14 protein-coding genes are annotated in these 15,822 nt (G+C 67.0%); 9 read left to right on the forward strand and 5 right to left on the reverse strand.

Annotation, left to right across the window (positions count from 1 at the left end; all coding sequences use genetic code 11):
• Nucleotides 1–54: 54 nt before the first annotated feature.
• Nucleotides 55–1,599 (reverse strand): histidine ammonia-lyase, encoded by a 1,545-nt coding sequence (gene hutH / locus OOB33_RS11210; protein WP_271008730.1) that lies wholly within the window; start codon nucleotides 1,597–1,599, stop codon nucleotides 55–57.
• 122 nt (nucleotides 1,600–1,721) lie between these two features.
• Entirely contained in the window at nucleotides 1,722–3,434 is a 1,713-nt protein-coding gene (hutU, locus tag OOB33_RS11215; protein WP_271008731.1) for a urocanate hydratase, read from the reverse strand.
• A 75-nt stretch (nucleotides 3,435–3,509) separates the two neighbouring features.
• On the opposite strand from hutU, the gene hutC reads away from it, so the two are divergent.
• The 6 genes from hutC (at nucleotide 3,510) to OOB33_RS11245 (ending at nucleotide 10,039) form a co-directional block, all read left to right on the forward strand.
• Nucleotides 3,510–4,232, forward strand: a complete 723-nt coding sequence (gene hutC, locus OOB33_RS11220; protein ID WP_271008732.1) for a histidine utilization repressor — start codon at nucleotides 3,510–3,512, stop codon at nucleotides 4,230–4,232.
• A 73-nt stretch (nucleotides 4,233–4,305) separates the two neighbouring features.
• Entirely contained in the window at nucleotides 4,306–4,872 is a 567-nt protein-coding gene (locus tag OOB33_RS11225; RefSeq protein WP_171825767.1) for a HutD/Ves family protein, read from the forward strand.
• A gap of 40 nt (nucleotides 4,873–4,912) precedes the next feature.
• Nucleotides 4,913–6,121, forward strand: a complete 1,209-nt coding sequence (hutI, locus tag OOB33_RS11230) for an imidazolonepropionase (protein WP_271008733.1) — start codon at nucleotides 4,913–4,915, stop codon at nucleotides 6,119–6,121.
• A gap of 29 nt (nucleotides 6,122–6,150) precedes the next feature.
• Nucleotides 6,151–6,960 (forward strand): N-formylglutamate deformylase, encoded by an 810-nt coding sequence (gene hutG / locus OOB33_RS11235; protein ID WP_271008734.1) that lies wholly within the window; start codon nucleotides 6,151–6,153, stop codon nucleotides 6,958–6,960.
• Between the two features lie 2 nt (nucleotides 6,961–6,962).
• The gene (hutF, locus tag OOB33_RS11240; RefSeq protein WP_271008735.1) at nucleotides 6,963–8,339 is read left to right on the forward strand and encodes a formimidoylglutamate deiminase; all 1,377 of its coding nucleotides are present in this window, start codon (nucleotides 6,963–6,965) and stop codon (nucleotides 8,337–8,339) included.
• Nucleotides 8,340–8,485: 146 nt separating this feature from the next.
• Entirely contained in the window at nucleotides 8,486–10,039 is a 1,554-nt protein-coding gene (locus OOB33_RS11245; RefSeq protein WP_271008736.1) for a methyl-accepting chemotaxis protein, read from the forward strand.
• 64 nt (nucleotides 10,040–10,103) lie between these two features.
• Here OOB33_RS11245 and OOB33_RS11250 read toward each other — a convergent pair whose 3' ends face one another.
• A complete protein-coding gene (locus OOB33_RS11250) occupies nucleotides 10,104–11,630 on the reverse strand; it encodes a S10 family peptidase (protein WP_271008737.1) in 1,527 nt (508 codons plus the stop codon).
• A 48-nt stretch (nucleotides 11,631–11,678) separates the two neighbouring features.
• Here OOB33_RS11250 and OOB33_RS11255 point away from each other — a divergent pair, with 48 nt between their 5' ends.
• Both OOB33_RS11255 and OOB33_RS11260 read left to right on the forward strand, forming a co-directional pair.
• Nucleotides 11,679–12,515, forward strand: coding sequence for a DUF429 domain-containing protein (locus tag OOB33_RS11255; RefSeq protein WP_271008738.1), 837 nt, complete (start codon nucleotides 11,679–11,681; stop codon nucleotides 12,513–12,515).
• A 105-nt stretch (nucleotides 12,516–12,620) separates the two neighbouring features.
• Nucleotides 12,621–13,598 (forward strand): hypothetical protein, encoded by a 978-nt coding sequence (locus tag OOB33_RS11260; RefSeq protein ID WP_133155140.1) that lies wholly within the window; start codon nucleotides 12,621–12,623, stop codon nucleotides 13,596–13,598.
• Between the two features lie 9 nt (nucleotides 13,599–13,607).
• Here the strand turns inward: OOB33_RS11260 and OOB33_RS11265 are convergent, their stop codons facing one another.
• On the reverse strand, nucleotides 13,608–14,219 hold the full coding sequence (locus OOB33_RS11265; RefSeq protein WP_271008739.1) for a nitroreductase family protein: 612 nt from the start codon (nucleotides 14,217–14,219) through the stop codon (nucleotides 13,608–13,610).
• Nucleotides 14,220–14,286: 67 nt separating this feature from the next.
• Nucleotides 14,287–15,180, reverse strand: coding sequence for an EamA family transporter (locus tag OOB33_RS11270; protein ID WP_271008740.1), 894 nt, complete (start codon nucleotides 15,178–15,180; stop codon nucleotides 14,287–14,289).
• Between the two features lie 72 nt (nucleotides 15,181–15,252).
• On the opposite strand from OOB33_RS11270, the gene OOB33_RS11275 reads away from it, so the two are divergent.
• Nucleotides 15,253–15,774: a MarR family winged helix-turn-helix transcriptional regulator gene (locus OOB33_RS11275; RefSeq protein WP_271008741.1), complete on the forward strand. Its 522-nt coding sequence runs from the start codon at nucleotides 15,253–15,255 to the stop codon at nucleotides 15,772–15,774.
• The last annotated feature ends 48 nt before the right edge of the window (nucleotides 15,775–15,822 follow it).

The raw sequence follows: 15,822 nt of genomic DNA on the forward strand, positions 1-15,822 counted from the left end.
CCCGCCCATGAAAAAAGCCGGCACCAGGCCGGCTTTGCGCATCTCAAGACACGATCAGGGCAGCACGACGATGCTGCCTTCGCGCTCGACCAGCGCAGCCAGTTCGCCGGTGAAGACCAGGGCCGTCGCGGCTTCGATGCTGGGGGCCAGGTAATGGTCGGTGGGCATGGCCGGGCTGGTCTTGCGCACCAGGGCGTGCACCTCTTCCAGCGCGGCCGAGCTCTTCAGCGGGCGCAGGAACTCGATGCCCTGAGCGGCGGCCAGCAGTTCGATGCCGATGATGTGGGCGGTGTTGTCCAGCATCTGCCCCAAGCGGCGCGCGCCGAAAGTGGCCATGGAGACATGGTCTTCCTGGTTGGCGCTGGTGGGCAGGCTGTCCACGCTGGCCGGGTGGGCCAGGCTCTTGTTCTCGCTGGCCAGGGCGGCGGCGGTGACGTGGGCGATCATGAAGCCCGAATTCAGGCCGGCGTTCTCGGTCAGGAAGGGCGGCAGGCGCGAGACGCTGGCGTCGATCAGCATGGCGATGCGGCGCTCGGCGATGGCGCCGACCTCGGCAATTGCGCAGGCCAGCGCGTCAGCGGCCAGGGCCACCGGCTCGGCGTGGAAGTTGCCGCCGCTGACCATATAGCTGCTGCCGTCTTCACCCGCAAACACCAGCGGGTTGTCGGTCACGGCATTGGCTTCGCGGATCAACACATCGCGGACATAACGCGCCTGGTCCAGGCACGCGCCCATGACCTGCGGCTGGCAGCGCAGGCAATACGGGTCTTGCACGCGCTCGTCGCCTTCCTTGTGCGACTCGCGGATGGCGCTGCCGGCCAGGATCTGGCGGTAGGCGCGGGCGGCTTCGATCTGGCCGGGCTGGCCGCGCACCTCGTGGATGCGCGGGTCAAACGGGCCGTCGCTGCCGCGGGCGGCGTCCAGGCTCAGCGCGCCCGAGACGAGGGCCGAGGCATAGACCTGCTCAAAGCGGATCAGGCCTTCCAGCGCCAGGGCGGTGCTGGTCTGCGTGCCGTTGATCAGCGCCAGGCCTTCCTTGGCTTGCAGCACCAGGGGGGCGATGCCGTGCTTTTGCAGCTCGGGCAGGGCGGGGACGCGCTTGCCATCGACCAGCATTTCGCCTTCGCCCAGCAGGGCCAGGGTCATGTGCGAGAGTGGGGCCAGATCGCCCGAGGCGCCGACCGAGCCTTGTGCCGGTACGTACGGGATGAGGCCGGCATTGAAGACGTCGAGCAGGCTTTGCACCACCTCGGGGCGCACGCCCGAGTGGCCGCGGGCGAGCGAGGCGGCCTTGGTGGCCAGCATCAGGCGCACGACTTCGGGCTGCAGCGGCGCGCCGACACCGACGCAGTGCGAGCGGATCAGGTTGAACTGCAGCGTGGCCAGCTCTTCCTTGCTGATGCGCTTGGAGGCCAGCTTGCCAAAGCCGGTGTTGACGCCGTAGACGGGGGCGTCGCCGGCGGCTGCGGCCTGCACCACGGCCGCGCTGCGGCGGATGATGGCGTCGGCGCTGGCGTGCAGGCTCAGGGTGATGCCGCCGCTGCGGATCTGGCGCAGCTGGGCCAGGGATAGCTGTCCAGGGGTGATTTCGATGTTCATGTGTTCGGGTTTGAGCTAGACGTTGGGACGCAGAGGTCGCGAAGATTCGCAGAGCTCGCAGAGACGAAAACGGCAAAGACTCTGCGGCCCTTGCGTTTCTCTGCGAACTCTGCGTTCGGGTATCAGTTTTGGTCCAGCATGGGCATGTTCAGGCCACGCTCACGCGCCGTGGTCTTGGCGATGTCGTAGCCGGCATCGGCATGGCGCATCACGCCGGTGCCGGGGTCGTTGTAGAGCACACGCGAGAGGCGCTGGGCGGCGGCATCCGTGCCGTCGGCCACGATGACCACGCCGCTGTGCTGGGAGAAGCCCATGCCCACGCCGCCGCCGTGGTGCAGGCTGACCCAGGTGGCGCCGCCGGCGGTGTTCAGAAGCGCGTTCAGCAGCGGCCAGTCGGAGACGGCGTCCGAGCCGTCCTGCATGCTTTCGGTTTCGCGGTTGGGGCTGGCGACCGAGCCGCTGTCCAGATGGTCGCGGCCGATGACGATGGGGGCCTTGAGTTCGCCGTTCTTCACCATCTCATTGAAGGCCAGGCCGGCGATGTGACGCTCGCCCAGGCCCAGCCAGCAGATGCGCGCCGGCAGGCCCTGGAAGGCGATGCGCTCCTTGGCCATGTCCAGCCAGCGATGCACATGGGCGTGGTGGGGGAAGAGTTCCTTGATCTTGGCGTCGGTCTTGTAGATGTCTTCCGGGTCGCCGGACAGCGCCACCCAGCGGAAGGGGCCGCGGCCTTCGCAGAACTGCGGGCGCACGTAGGCGGGCACGAAGCCGGGGAAGTCGAAGGCGTTCTTGACACCTTGCTCGAGCGCCACCTGGCGGATGTTGTTGCCATAGTCCACGGTCGGGATGCCCATGGCCTGGAAGTCCAGCATGGCTTGCACATGGACGGCGCAGCCGCGCGCCGCAGCGGCCTTGAGGTCGGCATGCTGGGCGGGGTCGGCGGCGGCGGCCTTCCACTGCTCCACGGTCCAGCCGGCCGGCAAATAGCCGTTGATCAGGTCGTGGGCGCTGGTCTGGTCGGTCACCAGATCGGGCTTGATGGCGGTGCCAGCCTTGGCGCGACGCACCAGCTCCGGCAGGATCTCGGCGGCATTGCCCAGCAGGGCGATGGAGATGGCCTTGCCTTCGGCCGTGTATTTGGCGATGCGGGCCAGGGCGTCGTCGAGGTCGGTTGCTTGCTCGTCGACATAGCGGGTCTTCAAGCGGAAATCGATGCGCGATTGCTGGCATTCGATGTTCAGCGAGCAGGCGCCGGCAAACGTGGCGGCCAGGGGCTGGGCGCCGCCCATGCCGCCCAGGCCGGCGGTTAGCACCCAACGGCCAGTCAGCGAGCCACCATAGTGTTGGCGGCCGGCTTCGGCAAAGGTTTCATACGTGCCTTGCACGATGCCCTGGGTGCCGATGTAGATCCAGCTGCCGGCCGTCATTTGGCCGTACATCATCAGGCCCTTGCGGTCGAGCTCGTTGAAGTGTTCCCAGTTGGCCCAGTGCGGCACCAGATTGGAGTTGGCGATCAGCACGCGCGGTGCGTCCGCATGGGTCTTGAACACGCCGACCGGCTTGCCCGACTGCACCAGCAGGGTTTCGTCGGCTTCCAACTTCTTGAGCGATGCCAGGATGGCTTCGAAGCAGTCCCAGTTGCGGGCGGCCTTGCCGATGCCGCCGTAGACGACCAGAGCGTCCGGGTTCTCGGCAACCACCGGGTCCAGATTGTTCTGGATCATGCGGAAAGCGGCCTCGGTCAGCCAGCTCTTGCAGCTGAGCTGGGTGCCGGTGGGCGCGCGCACGACGCGCGGCTGAGCAGAGGTCTTGGGCGTGGTCGACGGTGAGGACATGACGGGCTCCTATGGGGCTGCGGAATGTGGCGAACTCTAGTTGTCTATACAAGTAAAGTCAACTACGATCCGGACATGGTCAGAAAATCGCCCGCCAGCCCGGAACCGCAGTACCTCAAGGTGCAGAACCATCTGCGCGAACGCATCGCTTCGGGCCACTGGGTGGCCGGTGATCTGCTGCCCTCCGAGGCCGAACTGGTGCAGACCTTTGGCGTCAGCCGCATGACGGTGAACCGTGCCCTGCGCGAGCTGCACCAGGAGGGATTGATCGAGCGGGTGCAGGGCGTGGGCACCTTTGTGGCCCAGCTGCACCGCATCTCCTCGACCCTGACCGTGCGCGATGTGCACGACGAAATCGCGGAGCGCGGCCACCGCCACGAGGCCGTGCTGCACCGCCTGGAGACGCTGTGCGCCACGGCCGAGCAGGCGGCCGAGTTCGAGCTGCCGGCCGGCGCTGAGCTCTTCCACAGTGTCATCGTGCACCTGGAAAACGGCGTGGCCATTCAGTGCGAAGACCGCCTGGTCAACCCGCTCTGCGCGCCGGACTACCTGGCCCAGGACTTCAGCCAGAGCACGCCCACCCACTACTTGTTACAAGTTGCCCCCCTCAGCGAGGCCCGCTACACCATCGAATCGACGCTGCCGAGCGAATCCGAGGCTAAGCTTCTGGGCATTTCGCGGCGCGACCCCTGTCTGGTGGTCAAGCGCAGCACCCTGAGCCGTGGGCGCATCGTCACCACCGTCCGTTTGATCCACCCCGGCTCGCGTTACCTGTTGCAGGGGAGTTTTCAGGCATGAGCACAATGATCGGCCGCCCGGAATTGGGCGTGCACCCGCTTGGCGGGTCGGAGCGCAGCGACGGGGTGCACCCATGAGTTGGAGTGTGATCAGCGCGGAAGATTTGGCGCCGCAGCCATGGAAGAACGGCGGCGGGCAGACCCGCGAGCTGTTGGCCTGGCCACATCCCAGCGACTGGATCGTGCGCCTGAGCGTGGCCGATATCGAGCGCGACGGGCCGTTCTCGGCCTTCGAAGGCATCCAGCGCTGGTTCGCCGTGCTGCGCGGCGATGGCGTACGCTTGTATGAGTACGAGCTGCGCGTCGGCGACGAGTTGCTGAGTTTCGATGGCGCCCTGGCGCCTGAGTGCAGCCTGATCGGCGGCGCCACCCGCGACTTCAATCTGATGCACCGGCGCAGCCGCGGCCGCCTGCTGGTGCAGCCGGCCGATCACCCCTTTCTGCCCGAGGCGGGCAACAGTCGCTGGTTCGGCTTGTTCACCGCCGGCGGAGGCCTGCTCAGCCATGGCGCGCGTGCCATGCCGCTGCGCCCCTTGAGCCTGGCCTGGTGCGAAAGCCCGGCGCGGCAGAGCTGCATTTTTGATGGCGAAGGTGCCGCCTGGTGGATGGCCTGGAGCGAGGCCGAGGACACCGGGGGCTGATGAGGCAATAGGCAAAGCAACACGCAGGAGCTCAATGACCATGAAGACGCAGCTGTGGACCGGTGGCCGTTTGGCCACGCTGGCGGGTGACGCCGCCTGGGGTTGGGTGGAGCAGGGCGCTGTGCTGACCCAGGGTGAGCACATCCTCTGGGTCGGCGCCGCCGCCGACCTGACGCCCGAGCTGCGCGCCACCGTGGCCCAGACCCACGATCTCGGCGGCGCCGTGGTGACCCCAGGCTTGATCGACTGCCACACCCATCTGGTCTACGGCGGCCAGCGTGCGAGCGAGTTCGAGCTGCGCCTGCAGGGTGCCAGTTATGAAGAGATCGCCAAGGCCGGTGGCGGCATCCGCTCCAGCGTCGCAGCCACGCGCCAGGCCACCGAGCACCAGCTCTACGCCCAGGCCGCCCACCGGCTGCTGAACCTGTTGAAAGAAGGCGTCACCACGGTCGAGGTGAAATCGGGCTATGGCCTGAGTCAGGCCTCGGAAGCCAAGATGCTGCGCGTGGCGCGGCGCCTGGCCGGCCTCGGCGTCGAGGTGCGCACCACCTACCTGGGTGCCCATGCCGTACCGCCGGAGTTCGACGGCCGGCCGGACGAGTACGTGCAAGCCGTCTGCGACTGGCTGCCCCTGCTGCAGCGCGAGGGCCTGGTCGATGCCGTCGATGCCTTCTGCGAGGGCATCGGTTTCTCGCCGGCCCAGACGCGCAAGATCTTCGAGGCCGCGCGCGCCGCTGGCCTGCCGGTCAAGCTGCATGCCGAGCAGCTCAGCGACCAGGGCGGCAGCCAGCTGGCGGCCGAGTTCAAGGCCTTGTCCTGCGACCACCTGGAGTACCTGAGTGCTGGGGGTGTGGCCGCCATGGCGGCCGCTGGCACCGTGGCCGTGCTGCTGCCGGGCGCCTACTACTTCCTGCGCGAGACGAAACTGCCGCCGGTGCAGGCGCTGCGCGAGGCCGGCGTGCCCATCGCCATCTCCACCGATCACAACCCCGGCACCTCGCCCACCCTGTCCCTGCTGCTGATGCTGAACATGGCCTGCACCCTGTTCCGCCTGACGCCGGAAGAGGCGCTGCGCGGTGTGACCGTCAACGCGGCCCGCGCCCTGGGCCTGGCCGACCGCGGCCAGCTGGCCCCGGGCCAGCGTGCGGACTTCTGCCTCTGGGATGTCGAGCATCCCAATGAGCTGGCCTATTACTTCGGCCGCAACCCGCTGCGCCAGGTGGTGCGTGGCGCCAAGTTGCGCGGCTGAGCGAACCTGAAACTGTTGTCTGCCCCATCATGAGTCCTGTTTTCCAGCTGCGGCAGGGCCGCACGCCCTTGCTGATCAGCATGCCCCATGTGGGCCATCAGATCCCTGCGGACCAGCAGGCCCGCTACCAGCCCCGCGCGCTGGACAGCGAGGACACCGACTGGCATCTGGAGCGCCTCTACGGCGGCATCGCCGAGGAGCTGGGCGCCAGCCTGATCGTGCCGAGCTACTCGCGCTATCTGATCGACCTGAATCGCCCGCCCGAAGACACGCCCATGTACCCGGGCGCCTCCAACACCGAGCTCTGCCCGACCCGCTTCTTCACCGGCGAGCCGCTCTACCTGGCCGGCCAAGAGCCCGATGAGGCCGAGAAGCTGCGCCGCCGCCAGCTCTACTGGTTGCCCTATCACCGTGCCCTCAACGCCGAGCTGCAGCGGCTCAAGAACCTGTTTGGTTACGCCTTGCTCTTCGACGCCCACAGCATCCGCTCCGAGCTGCCCTGGCTGTTCGAGGGCCGCCTGCCCGATCTGAACCTGGGCACGGTCGAGGGTCGCTCCTGCGCGCCCGAGATCACCGCCGCTCTGGGCCAGGTGCAGGCCAGCCAGAGCGCATACACCCAGGTGGTCAACGGCCGCTTCAAGGGCGGCTACATCACCCGCCACTATGGCCAGCCGGCCGAGCAGATCCACGCCGTGCAGCTGGAGATGTGCCAGCGCTGCTATATGAGCGAACAGCCGCCCTACGCCTACGACCCCGATCTGGCCGCCCAGGTGCAGCCCTTGATCCGCCAGCTGCTGAGCGCATTGCTGCAGTGGCAGCCCCAGAACCCACAGGCCTGAGCATGAACGCGATCAACAAGAAGTTCTGGGCGGCGCAAGCCTGGGTCGAAGGGCGCTGGCAGCACGATGTGCTGCTGGAGGTGGGGGCCGATGGCCATTGGCTGCACGTGCAGACAGGCCAGGCCTGCCCCGAGGGTGCCGCGCGCCTGGAGGGCCCGGTCATCCCCAGCCTGGTCGACACCCACAGCCATGCCTTCCAGCGCGCTTTTGCCGGCCTGGCCGAGAGGCGCGAGGCGGGCGATGACGATTTCTGGTCCTGGCGCGACCGCATGTACGGCCTGGCCTTGCGCGTCACGCCCGAGCAACTGCGCGACATCGGCGCCCAGCTCTACCTGGAGTTGCTGCTGGGCGGCTACACCCAGGTCTGCGAGTTCCACTATCTGCAGCATCAGGAAGACGGCAGCGCCTACCCCGACGAGCTGGCCATGAGCTGGGCTCTGGCCGACGCCGCCGCCGAAGTGGGTCTGGGCCTGACCCTGTTGCCGGTGCTGTACGCCCATGCCGGCTTTGCCGAGCCGGCCCTGCGCCGCGACCAGCGCCGCTTCGCCAGCGATGCCGCCTGGGTCTGGCGCGCCAGCGAGCGCATCCGCGCCGCCGGCCGGCCGCTGCTGAATGCCGGTGTGGCCCTGCATTCCCTGCGCGCTGCCCATGCTGGCGACATCCAGGAACTGCAGGCCCTGGTCGGCGAGACCGACATCCCGATTCACATCCACATCTCCGAGCAGCAGCAGGAGGTGCGCGACTGTCTGGCTGCCACCGGCCAGCGGCCCATGCAGCTGCTTTGCAATGACTTCCAGCCCGATAGTCGCTGGCACCTGGTCCATGCCACCCACAGCACGCCCGAGGAAATCGCCCAGGTGGCGGCCACGGGCGCTTCGGTGGTGATCTGCCCCGGCACCGAGGGCAATCTCGGCGACGGCCTGTGCGATCTCTCCGGCTGGCTGGAGGCGGGCGTGCCCATCAGCATCGGCTCGGACAGCCACGTCACCCGCAACTGGGTGGAAGAGCTGCGCTGGTTGGAGTACGGCCAGCGCCTGGGTTTGCAGCAGCGCAATGTGGCGGCGGCCCCGGGCCGCGAGGCCAGCACGGCGGCGCGTTTGTTTGAAGCCGTGCGTGCCGGCAGCGCGGCGCCGGCCGGTTTTCAGCGTTGGGGCCTGGAGGCCGGCGCCCGAGCCGACTTCCTGGTGCTGGACCCACTGGCCAGCGGCGTCGCCGGTCTGCCCGATTCGGCCGTGCTGGACGGCCTGGTGTTTGCGTCCCAGGGTCAGGTCTTGCTGGAGGTCTATGTGGCCGGCCAGCGGCGCCTGCACCAGGGCCAGCATGAGGCACGCGCCGAGATTGGCGCCCGCTTCCTGAAGACCATGGCGGCCCTGGCCTGAGCGCCCGCGCCGGGGGGGTCGGGCGCCCGGCAGGCCATGCCGGATGTTGCGAATTGGTAGATTTCCCGCGCGCTTTTCTTGAGTGTGCGATTGGCGTTTCGAATATGCTCTGCGGGCAAAGGGTTTTTCACCTTTGGGAGCTGACGATGCTGAATCTCCAGGATTTCACGGTGCGCGCTCGTTTGTATGCCTTGGCGGCCGTGTCCATGTGCATGCTCTTGCTGGTTGGTGGGGCCGGCCTCTACAGCCTCAATGAGGCCAAGCAATCCTTCAAGCACTTTGTCGATAACGACAACCAGTCTTTGGTCCACGTCTCCAAAATGCGCGCCGAGGCGGGCAATTTGCGGCGCTACGAGAAGGACCTGGTGATCAATCTCGACGACGCTGCCGCCGTCGACAAATACCGTGCTGATTGGCGCCGAGCCTACGATGCCTTCTTCGCAGCGCAGAAACAATTGGCTGCCCTGAGCATCTCGCCTTCCGAGCGTGCGGTGATTCAGTCCATCGAAGAGGGGCTGAGGCAGTACCAGGCCGAGATGGACCCCTTCATGAACAAGCTGGGTCAAAAGGAGTTCCCGGATTCGGCCGCGGCCAACAAGGCCCTGGGCGCCGCCAAGAAGGCGATTCGTCCGGTTGAAGACAAGATGGCCGAATTGGTCAAGCTGATCGATCAGGATGCCGAAGAGGGTGTGGCCGAAATCGCCCGCCATGAGCAGCGCACGCGCATGACCCTGATCACCATCCTGGTCATCAGCCTGACCCTGATCGGCTTCTACACCTTCTTCAATCTGCGCTCCATCCTCGAGCCCCTGAGCGAAGTCAAGCAGTCGGCCGAGCGCATCGCCGGCCAGGATCTGAGCGAACGCATTCAGGTCAGCGGCCGTTCCGAGACTTCGGACCTGATGCGCGGCGTGCAAGCCATGCAAGAGTCCTTGCGCGAGGTCGTGGCCAAGGTGCGCAGCGCCACCGACAACATTGCCAATGCTTCGGCCGAGGTAGCGCTGGGCGGCAATGACCTCAGTCAGCGTACCGAGCAGGCGGCCTCGAACCTGGAGGAAACCGCTTCGGCCATGGAGCAACTCACCGCCAGTGTCAAGCACAACGCCGAGTCGGCCCGCCAGGCCAACCAGATGGCGGCCGAAGCCGCCGGCGTGGCCCAGCGTGGCGGTGAGGTGGTGGGCGAGGTGGTCAGCACCATGAGCCGCATCAGCGCTTCGTCCAGCAAGATCAGCGACATCATCTCCACCATCGACGGCATCGCCTTCCAGACCAATATCCTGGCCTTGAATGCTGCCGTGGAAGCCGCCCGCGCCGGCGAGCAGGGGCGCGGCTTTGCGGTGGTGGCCAGCGAGGTGCGCTCCCTGGCGCAACGCAGCGCCGAGGCCGCCAAGGAGATCAAGGGTTTGATCACCGCCAGCAGCGAAAGCGTGGAGGCCGGGGCCGCCCTGGTCGAGCGCGCCGGCGGCACCATGCAGGATGTCATCGCCTCGATCGGGCGGGTCGGCAGCATCGTCGCCGAAATCAGCCATGCCACCGCCGAGCAAAGCACTGGCATTGGTCAGATCGGCCAGGCCATCAGCCAGCTTGACACCATGACCCAGCAGAACGCGGCGCTGGTCGAGGAGTCGGCTGCCGCAGCGCAGAGCTTGCAGACCCAGGCCGACGAGCTCGCGCGCGCGGTGGCGGTGTTCCGCCTCTGAGCCTCGGCCGCAAGCGCCGCACAGGCCCTGCCGTCCCGACGGACAGGGCCTTTTCTTTGGAGCCTCAGCGGCCCGTGTCTGCGCCGCCGCGCACGAACTCACGCAGCTCCTGCGCCATGCGCTCCAGCGAAGGCGGGTGGATGTACATCATGTGCCCGGCCTCGAAATAGCTGACCTGGATCTTGCCGTGCAGGCTGCCGTGCAGGCCCAGGTGGCTGAGCGTGTAGTCGCCCGCTGCGTGCGGCGTGGCCAGGTCGTAGTAGCCGCTGGCCACGTAGATGCGCATGTCCGGGTTGGCGTGCATGGCACGGCGCAGGCTGTCGCCGACATTGACGTACTTGCCCTCGAAGCCTTTCCAGGCCCAGGTGTTCCAGAGCGGCGCGATCACCAGATAGGGCTCGTCGCGCTCGTATTTGAGCTGCTCGCGCAGCACCCGGTTGATGCCCACGGCATAGGCGCCGACCAGATTGTTCATGCCGGCATCGTCCTCGGGGTGCTCGCCGGCATCGTCGCGGTCCAGGCCCAGGAAGCGGCTGTCCAGCCGGCCCACGGTCTGGCCGCGCTCGCGCAGCAGCTCCTTGAAGAAGCGGAACTCGGTCGGCCGCAGATCGCAACGCAGCAGATAGGCCACGCTCAGGCCGCTGTAGGTCGAGAGGGTCTCGGCCACCTTCTGGCGCCGTTCGGGGCTCAGGCGTGAGCCCTGCATCAAGGCCAGCCAGTACTCGCCGTTGGCGAACTCCTCGGCCTCGCTGACGACTTGCTTCAGCGGCTTCTTCAGCTGCGCCGGTTTCAAGGCCTTGTGGTACCAGGCGGTGGCGGCGTAAGTGGGCAGGAAGAGCGGGAAGGGCAGTTCATTGCCGTGATCGAAACCCAGGGTCTGGAAATCCACGGCCATGGACACCAGCATCAGGCCGTTGAGGTGGATGTTGTGCTTGTCCTGCAGATGGCGCGACAGGCCGGCGGCGCGGGTCGTGCCGTAGCTCTCGCCGATCAGGTACTTGGGGCTGGCCCAGCGAGCGTTGCGCGTCAGGTAGAGGCGGATGAACTCGCCCACGGCGTCGAGATCGCGCTGGTACTCGTGGTACTCAGCCAGCTTCTCGCCCTCCGCCACGCGCGAGTGGCCGGTGCCTACCGGGTCGATGAAGACCAGGTCGGAATCGCTCAGCAAGCTGAACTCGTTGTCGGTGAGGGCGTAGGGCGGGGCGCCGCACTGGCCCATCTCATCGGTGGGCACACGCTGGGGCCCGAGCAGCCCCAGATGCAGCCAGACGCTGGACGAACCCGGGCCACCGTTGAAACTGAAGGTCAGGGGGCGCTCTGAGGCCGAGGGGGCCTTCTTGCCCTCGCGCTTCAGCGTGTAGGCGATGAAGAAAACGCTGGCGCGTGTCTTGTGCCCCTTGAACTGGCCTTTCTGGGCGCCTTCGGCTTCGCTGTGCACCTCTTGCAGCAAGAGCGTGCCGCAGGTGGCGGTGTATTCCAGCGTGCGCTTGCCCAGCACCAGCTTGTGCTCGGTGACCACCAGGTGTTCGACCGGCGGCTTGTGGTGGCTGTCGCTGGCAGGGGATGAAGCGGGATGTTCGGCCGAGGACATGGCTTTCCTTTGTGGGGTGGGCGTGGCGGGGCGATTAGAGTGTGGCCCATGCACTCTAGCGCGCCCTTGGCCTCGTCCGACTCCCCCTTGCTGGGGCTTGATTTCAGCAGCGCACCGACGCGCCGCAAACCCATCACCGTGGCCCAGGGCCGCCGCCAGGGTCAGGTCTTGCGCCTGGATGGTCTGCTGGCTTTTGAGACCCTGGCTCAGCTGTCCGAGTTCCTGAGCCGGCCCGAACCCTGGCTGGGTGGCTTTGACTTTCCCTTCGGCCTGCCGCGCGAGCTGGTGCAGGCTCTGGGCTGGCCGCAGGAATGGCGGGCCTTGATGGCGCATTACAGCGGCCTGAGCCGCGCCGAAATCCGCGCCACCTTTGCTGCATTCTGTGACGCCCGTCCGGCTGGCCAGAAATTCGCCCACCGAGCCTGCGACCTGCCGGCCGGCTCTTCGCCCAGCATGAAGTGGGTGAACCCTCCGGTGGCCTACATGCTCCACGCGGGTGTGCCTGTGCTGCTGCAGGCCGGCGTGCACCTGCCGGGTCTGTGTGAGGGCGACCGCCAACGCGTGGCACTGGAGGCCTACCCGGGCTTGCTGGCGCGTGAGTTTCTCGGCCGACGCAGCTACAAAAGCGACGAGCGCGCCAAGCAGACACCGGAGCGCCTGATCGCCCGCAAAGACTTGATCGATGCCCTGGAGCAGGGCCGCAGCCGCCTGGGTCTGCGCCTCAAGCTCAGCCACAGCCAGCGCGAGGCCTTGATCGACGATGCCAGCGGCGACCGGCTGGACGCTGTCCTGTGCCTGATGCAGGCCGGCTGGGCGCAGACCCAGCCCGGATACGGCTTGCCGGCGCCAATGGACCCGCTGGAAGGTTGGATCCTCAGCGCCTGAAACAAATTCGAACAGCTGCGCCGAGCCGCGCTGACAACCCGGCCCAGAGCGCCCGCGTTGCCAAGGCCAGGGACGCCAAAAAATCCACCATCGAGAGGGACGTTTGTGAAACGACAGCGCTTTGTACGAATGATGGGCGCCGCCTTGTGTCTGGGCGCCTTGCCTGCGGCTCGGGCACGCGACCGTGATTCCTGGGATGAGGGCGATTACCTGATCCTCCATGCCCGATACGGCACGGCGCAGAATCATGTCGACGTCAGCGCGCAGCTGCGTCGCCTCGCTCGCCGGGATGGTCATTTCCAGGTCAACAACGAGGTGCTGGGTGTGGACCCCGATCCCGGCGAACGCAAGACCTTGCGCATCATGACCCGCGATCGGGACGGGCAGCGGCGCCTGTTCGAGTATGCCGAGTACAGCCTGGTCGATGGCAGCCACTTCATCGGCTGGCGTCAGGGCGACTGGGGGCACGCCGAGGGTGGCAGCTGGGATTACATCGAGCACCGCGATCCGGGTTCACACGGCGGTGGACGTGGTCACGATGATGGGCGTTATGAGATCGTGCGCGCGCTCTATGGCACCGAACGCCATCAGATCGATGTGACGCAGGAGCTGCGCCGCGTAGCACGGCGCGACCGGCGCGTGCGGGTGGTCAACGACTTGTTCGGCGGCGCCGATCCGGCGCCCGGGCGACGCAAGACCTTGTGGCTGGACACGCGCACGCCCAGCGGCCGCCAGCGCCGCTTCGAGTATGAGGAAGGCAGCTGGATCGACGGCGAGATGTTCCTGGGCTGGGGCTCGGGTGGCCCTTGGCGCGAGGACGACAGCGGCCCGCCGCGGCCGGGATATCGGCCCCTGCGCATCATCAGCGCGCGCTACGGCGAGGGTGGCCGCAGCGCCGACGTCAGCGATCTGCTGCGCGCCCGGATTCAGCGCAACAGCCTGCGCCTGCGGGTGGACAACGGCTCCATGGGCGGTGATCCCTCACCGGGCCGGCGCAAGCAGCTGACGCTGACCTACGCCTTCGAGGGCGAGGACATCCGCCAGCTGCGTGTGGATGAAGGCGAGTGGCTGAGCCTGCCCTGAAGACGGGGCTCAAGCGAAACGCAGAATCTCTGCCAATGGTTTGCGCGGCTTCTGCGGCCAGTTGCCTTCGGCGGAGTAGCCGACCGGCAGCAGCATCACCGGCAGGACCTCAGGCGCCAAGCCAAAAGCCAGGCTCAGTCCTTCGGCATCGAAGCCGCTCATGGGGCAGGACGCCAGCCCCATCCCCTCGGCGGCCAGCATCAAGGTCATGGCCGCCAGGGAGGCGGAGCGAATCGCCTCGTCGCGTTGCGCCTGCGCTTGCTGCTCCAGCGCGGCGGTGGCCATCTGCTGCCAGCTCTGGCTGACGGTGGCTGGCAACTGCCCGGCAGCGACCATGGGCTCCAGAGTCTGCGCCAGCTGGCGGTGGGCGTTCAGGGTGCCACAGATGATGAAGGTGACAGCGGCGTCTTCGACCTTGTGCTGGCCATAGGCCAGCTTCGCGAGCCGGGCCTTGGCCTCGGCGGTCTGCACGGCGATGAACTGCCAGTTTTGCAAATGAAAGGCCGAGGGCGCCCGCCCGGCCAAGCTGGCCAGCAACTCGATCTGGGCTGGGCTCAAGCTGCGATGTCGATCGAAGTGGTTGCTGGAGGCGCGTTGTTCAATCAAGGTCTGGATGTTCATGGCATGGGGGGCTTTAGGCCGGGAGTGAGAAAGAAGACAAGGCAGGAGCTTGCGTTGCACATCGCCGTCAAGCCTTGGTGTTTGGTGCTGCGCTGTTCAGGCTGGCGCGCTGCACCAACGCGATGCTGATCAGCACGCCCAGAAAACCGAGCGCGCCGATCGGGCTGAGGCCTTGATCCAGCCAGAGCCAGCCCAGCAGCACGGCGCACAGTGGGCTCAGCAAGCCCAGGGACGCCACCGAGACGGGCGGCAGCACCTGCAGGCCGTGGAACCACAGGGCGTAGCTCAGCAAGGTGCCGATCAAGCTGAGGTAGAGGTAGGCGCCGGCTTCGCTCGCGCTGATCTGCGTCAGCGCCGGGTCCAGCCAGAGCGCCAAGGGCAGCAACATCAAGCCACCGAGCAGCAGCTGCCAGCCCGTCAGAGGCAGCACCGGCAAATTGATGCGCCAGCGCCGTGACAGAAACGTGCCTGCCGCCATGCAGGCGGCGCCAGCCAGGGCTGCGCTCACACCCACGGCATCCCAGGCCGCCCCGGGTGCCAGCAGCAAGGCGGCCATGCTCAGCACTCCGCCCGTGCCGGCTGCCAGGGCCAGGCGGCGCGGCCTCCGGCCATCCATCGCCCAGGCCATGGCCATCACCAAGAGTGGCTGGATGGCGCCCACCACCGCCGCCACGCCGCCGGGCAGGCGGTAGGCGGCCACGAAGAGCAAGGCCTGGAAGGCGCCGATATTGAGCGCTGAAAGCAGGGCCAGCGGACCCCAGTCTTGGCGTCTCGGCCACTGGCGAAAGCACAGCAGCAGCAAGAGCCCCGCTGGCAGGCAGCGCAGGGCGGCGGCGGTGAAGGGGCGGCCGGCTGGCAGCCATTCACTGGTCACCAGATAGGTCGTGCCCCAAATGAGAGGGGCGATAGCGGTCAGCAAGAGCTGCGTGCCGAGCGGAGTTTTTGTCGTGTTTGGCTTCATGGATTTATCTTGAGTTCAAGATAAATATCGCAGGAGATAATCTCGAAGTCAAGATAATTTGGAGATCAGGCCATGGCACGAGAGACAAGCGCTGGCGCGGAGGACGCAGTCGATCGCATCCTGAAGCAGTGGCAGGTGGAGCGGCCGGATCTGGCACTGGAAGCCATGGCCACGATTGGCCGCTTGAAGCGTTGCGCACAACTGCTGCAGCGCCGGCTGGAGGCTAGGTTCGAGCAGTTCGGCTTGAGTGCCTGGGAGTTCGATGTCCTGGCCACTTTGCGGCGCTCCGGCGAGCCCTATTGCCTCTCGCCCTCGGCTCTGCTCAATTCCCTGATGGTGAGCTCGGGCACCATGACCCATCGAATGCAGCGCCTGGAATCCGCCGGCTGGGTAGAGCGGGTACCTAACCCTGAAGATGCACGCAGCCTGCTGCTGCGCCTGTCACCTCAGGGATTGGCCCTGATCGATCAGGCGGTGGAGGCTCATGTCGCCAACGAAGAGGCGATTCTGGCGCCGCTCAAGAGCAGCGAGTGGCGCGCCCTGGATGCTGGCTTGGTGGCCTTGCTGGCGACACTGGAGCCTGCGGCCTCCTGATTGGCCTGTAGGGCACCTGAGGCGCCGATTCGGCGGTGCTCGCATCCC

The sequence above is a fragment of the Paucibacter sp. B51 genome (genome assembly GCF_027863535.1).
GTDB lineage: Bacteria > Pseudomonadota > Gammaproteobacteria > Burkholderiales > Burkholderiaceae_C > Paucibacter_A > Paucibacter_A aquatilis.